Annotated in this window: 5 protein-coding genes; all 5 read left to right on the plus strand. The window is 49.0% G+C overall.

Annotation, left to right across the window (positions count from 1 at the left end; genetic code table 11):
- A partial coding sequence (locus VN105_RS21555; RefSeq protein ID WP_325644078.1) for a beta-N-acetylhexosaminidase occupies positions 1-1,678 on the plus strand: 1,678 nt, incomplete at its 5' end.
- A gap of 82 nt (positions 1,679-1,760) precedes the next feature.
- Positions 1,761-2,255 (plus strand): DUF1772 domain-containing protein, encoded by a 495-nt coding sequence (locus VN105_RS21560; protein ID WP_325644080.1) that lies wholly within the window; start codon positions 1,761-1,763, stop codon positions 2,253-2,255.
- Between the two features lie 24 nt (positions 2,256-2,279).
- Complete coding sequence (locus VN105_RS21565; RefSeq protein WP_325644082.1) at positions 2,280-3,074, plus strand: helix-turn-helix transcriptional regulator; 795 nt, start codon at positions 2,280-2,282, stop codon at positions 3,072-3,074.
- A gap of 84 nt (positions 3,075-3,158) precedes the next feature.
- Entirely contained in the window at positions 3,159-3,530 is a 372-nt protein-coding gene (locus VN105_RS21570; RefSeq protein ID WP_325644084.1) for a VOC family protein, read from the plus strand.
- Between the two features lie 83 nt (positions 3,531-3,613).
- Positions 3,614-4,213 (plus strand): DNA alkylation repair protein, encoded by a 600-nt coding sequence (locus tag VN105_RS21575; RefSeq protein ID WP_325644086.1) that lies wholly within the window; start codon positions 3,614-3,616, stop codon positions 4,211-4,213.
- Positions 4,214-4,344: the final 131 nt, after the last annotated feature.

Raw genomic sequence — 4,344 nt, forward strand, 5'->3', positions numbered from 1 at the left:
ACCGGGAATATTTTACTATTTTGTTCGCCGGCTGCAGGAAGGCAGCCGGTATACCCATTTAAAATCATCTGCATTGAACATGAAAAAATACCTGCTGGCCGTTGCCATTGTGTTTGCCATTATACCCGCTGTTGCACAGCAAAACTGCCCGGTAATTCCTATGCCGGTAAAAGCACAAAAGGGGAGCGGTACTTTTAAGATCACCGCACAATCCACTATCAGCCCGGAAGATACTTCGCTGCTACCGCTGGCAGCATGGCTGCAGGAAGAGCTGTTGCGCCGTTGCCATATAAATGTGCCGTTGCAGCGCCAACCCGGTGGTACAGTTATTTTACTGAAGAAAGCAACCGGCACTAACGCAGAGGCATACACGCTTAGCATGAATAAACAAACGGCTACCATCTCGGCTGCTGCGAAGGAAGGCATGTTCAATGGTATTGTAAGCCTGCTGCAACTGGCTGTGGCAGCGCCTGCATCGGGCAACACCCTGCGGGTGCCCTGCTGGAATATTACAGATGCTCCGCAATATGCTTGGAGGGGTGTGATGCTGGATGAGTCGCGCTACTTTTTCGGGAAAGAGAAAGTGAAGTCTATCCTCAACTGGATGGCTTTTTATAAACTAAACCGCTTCCATTGGCATCTGACGGATATGCCCGGCTGGAGGCTGGAAATAAAGAAGTACCCGTTACTCACCACCGTAGGCGGCATTGGCAATATTGCCGATCCCAAAGCGCCGGCAGCCTGGTATACGCAGGACGACATCCGCGAAATAGTGGCCTATGCAAAGGTGCGTTGCATTGACATTATTCCTGAAATAGATATGCCGGGGCATGCCGGGGCGGCCAACAGGGCATACCCCGCGTTCGATGGCGGCGGTACGGCCAAATATCCGCAGTTCACTTTCAATCCCGGCAGGGAAGGCACTTATGCGTACCTGGCGGATATACTAACGGAAACGGCTCAACTATTTCCCGCACAGCTTATTCACCTGGGCGGCGACGAGGTAACTTTTGGCAACGCCGGCTGGGACCAGGATACAGGTATCATCCGGTTAAAGCAAGCCCATGGCCTGAAAGACCGCAAACAGGTAGAAGATTATTTTATCCAGCGCATGGCCGATACCGTTTTGAGGCTGCATAACAAAGTAATGGCCTGGGATGAAATTGCTACCGCTACCTTGCCGGCCGACAGCACCATTGTGTGCTGGTGGCGTCATGATAAACCGGAAAACCTGGCCATGGCGTTTCAGAAAGGCTACTCCGTAGTGATGTGCCCCCGCCTGCCGTTCTATTTCGATTTTGTACAGGATAGCTCCCATAAGATAGGCCGCAGGTGGAAAGACGGGGAGTTTAACCCCCTGCAATCGGTATATGATTTTTCTGCTGCGGCTATCCCTGCCGCGCAGGGGCACGAATCCCATATATTGGGAGTACAGGCCTGCCTGTGGTCGGAAACCATCCATAGTAATAACCGGCTCGATTTCCTGCTTTTCCCCCGCATTGCAGCGCTGGCGGAAACAGCCTGGAGTAACCCCGCGGCGAAAGATTTTAACGGCTTTAAAACCCGTTTAAAAGCGCAATTGCCACTGTATGAGAAGGACCATATCTATTACTTTGATATTTTCCAGCCGGGTAAACATGTGGAATCCGGTAAGGCCGCCAGCAACTATATCGACTGATGTCGGTTTTGTTCTATTCTGCGGAGGGAACGCGTGGTAATATTGCAGCGGGATCAGATAAAAAATACCCGTTAAAAACAAGATGAAAACGATAATACTGGCGCTTGCCACCATTACTACTGCCCTGGTGGCGGGTCTTTTCTACGCATTTGCCGTATCTGTTAATAACGCATTCGCGGGGCTGCCGGATGCCGCTTACATATCCGCTACCCAGGCTATTAATGTTGCTATTGTGAACCCCGCTTTCCTGGTAAGTTTCCTGGGAGCGCCGGTGTTACTGGCACTGGCAGCCTGGCTCAACGCGCGGCCTGCTTTTACCCGCCGCAGCGGGTATATACTGGCTGCAGCGGTGATATTTATAATTGGCAGTTTCGGCGTAACTGTGCTGGCTAATATTCCTCTTAACGATCAGTTGGCAGCCTTTTCTATAAAAGATGCATCCCCGGCGGAGCTGCATCGTGTGAGGACGGCGTTTGCCATTCCGTGGAATAACTGGCACCTGGTACGTACCATTGCCGGGATTGCCGCGCTGGTATTGATGGTAATGGCCTGCCTGCAACGGGATATCAAAAGCTGAGATGGTTTTTGTAATTTTATAGAGATGTATTATCACACTATTTCACCGCCGCCTCATCTTGCACATGTTATCCGGTTTTTCTGGGTGCTGGAGGGAGATACGGGCTATACGCACTATAACATGGCAGATGCCTGCGTGGAAATGTTGTTTCATTACCGGGGCGTTTTTGACGATGTAACCAATGAGAGTAGTGTTACCCGGTCCTATAGTTCAGGAATACACGGGGCTTGTCATACTTTGCGCAGGTATACCATTGATGCAGGATTCAGCATTTTTGGCGTGTATTTTTATCCCCAGGCTATTCCCTTGCTGTTTGCCATGTCTGCTGCTGATATGACGAATAATACCGCTGAGCTGAAGGATCTGCTGAAAGGGGAAGGCCGCATATTAGAAGAGAAGATCATGCTCGCAAAAAATAATAAGGAGCGATGCACTATCCTCTGCCGTTTTACAGAAGAGCGGCTTGCGGCTGGCAGGGTGGCTAACCTGCCGGTGTTTGCAGCCATAAGAGATATTATTCATCATAAACCTTCACTGAACATACAATCACTTTCCCAGGCATACTATTTGTCGCAACGGCAGTTTGAGCGCCAGTTCAAACAGTATGCGGGACTGTCGCCCAAATTGTTTTCACGGATCGTCCGTTTCCAGTCGGCCACCGCCTTTTATAACCGGCCGGTGACGAGCCTGGGAAGCCTGGCGCTTGAATGCGGGTATTATGACCAGTCGCATTTTATCAGCGACTTCCGCGAGTTTTCAGGCATGCATCCCAAACAGTATTTCTCCGGTCGCTCCGGGGCTACCGATTGGCGTGACTAACAAAAATGTCGTGTTTTTCCAATTTTAGCAGGGGATACTGTTGCAATTTTGTGCAAGAGACATTTAACCTTAAAACAAGTTTTTATGAAATTACCAGCAGGACATCAACAGGTAATGCCGTATCTGATCCTGAAAAATGCAGCAGCCTTTTTCGATTTTACCGCAAAGGTATTTGGTGCAAAGGAACACCACCGCAGTTACAAAGACGGCAACAAGGAACTGATGCATGGCGAAATCAGTATAGGCGACAGTATTATTATGTTTGGCCAGTCGAATGCGGATTGGGGAACTGATAACGCAGGTCTGTTCATTTACGTGGACGATGCAGATGCGACTTTCAAAAAGGCCCTGGAAGAAGGCGCTACCGAAGTAATGCCGCTTACGGATCAATCGTATGGAAGGTCCGGAGGCGTAAAGGATCCGTTTGGAAATACCTGGTGGATCACAGCGGCGTAAGGAAGCAATAATTTTTACATGGTAAAGACCGGCAATGCGCCGGTCTTTTTTATATTTAACCTGGTAAATCAAATTATCCGCATATGCTTTCTGCACTCATCGCTGCTATCAAAAAAGTGGAACATGGTTTTAAGCACATCCTGGAAGCCGGGGATCAGCTAATGAAAGATGAACGTCATGATCCCCTGGAAACAGCCATCAAACTTACAACGGGCGAAAGTTACCAGGAACGCATGTTAGGAGCGTGGATGCTTGGGCTTTTATCGCCCCAAAACAACAAGGCATTAACACTGCTGAAAACAAAAGTAGTGAAGGATGAAAACTGGCGGGTGCAGGAAATGCTGGCAAAAGCCTTTGATCATTATTGCAGCAGCATTGGCTATGAAAAAGCGCTTCCGGAAATCAGGCTATGGCTGAATGATCCGCAGCCTAACCTGAACAGGGCAGTAGTGGAGGGGCTCCGTATCTGGACCAGCCGTCCTTATTTTAAAGCGCACCCGGATGTTGCTGTTAAAATGATCAGTAACCTGAAAACAAAAGAGAGTGAATACCTGCGTAAATCAGTGGGAAATGCGTTGCGGGATATCCGTAAAAAGCATGGGGCGCTGGTGGAGGAGGAGATGAGCACGTGGGAGCTGGAGCAACCGCTTATTGCCTTTGTATACAGGCTTGTAGCGAAGTGATCGCCTTCGGCGATGAAAATTGTCTTGGAGCAGGATTAAAGGGATTAATCATGATTACCAGGATTTGATTATGTTATGATTTTGATGAATAATGATGAAAATTAAGGGAGATAAGAGCGAATATATCCGCT

This window comes from Chitinophaga sp. (assembly GCF_035564935.1).
Lineage (GTDB): Bacteria > Bacteroidota > Bacteroidia > Chitinophagales > Chitinophagaceae > Chitinophaga.

Coding starts and splice junctions, on each gene's coding strand:
- VN105_RS21560 (WP_325644080.1), top strand. CDS start 1,761: ATGAAAACGATAATACTGGCGCTTGCCACCATTACTACTGCCCTGGTG.
- VN105_RS21565 (WP_325644082.1), top strand. CDS start 2,280: ATGTATTATCACACTATTTCACCGCCGCCTCATCTTGCACATGTTATC.
- VN105_RS21570 (WP_325644084.1), top strand. CDS start 3,159: ATGAAATTACCAGCAGGACATCAACAGGTAATGCCGTATCTGATCCTG.
- VN105_RS21575 (WP_325644086.1), top strand. CDS start 3,614: ATGCTTTCTGCACTCATCGCTGCTATCAAAAAAGTGGAACATGGTTTT.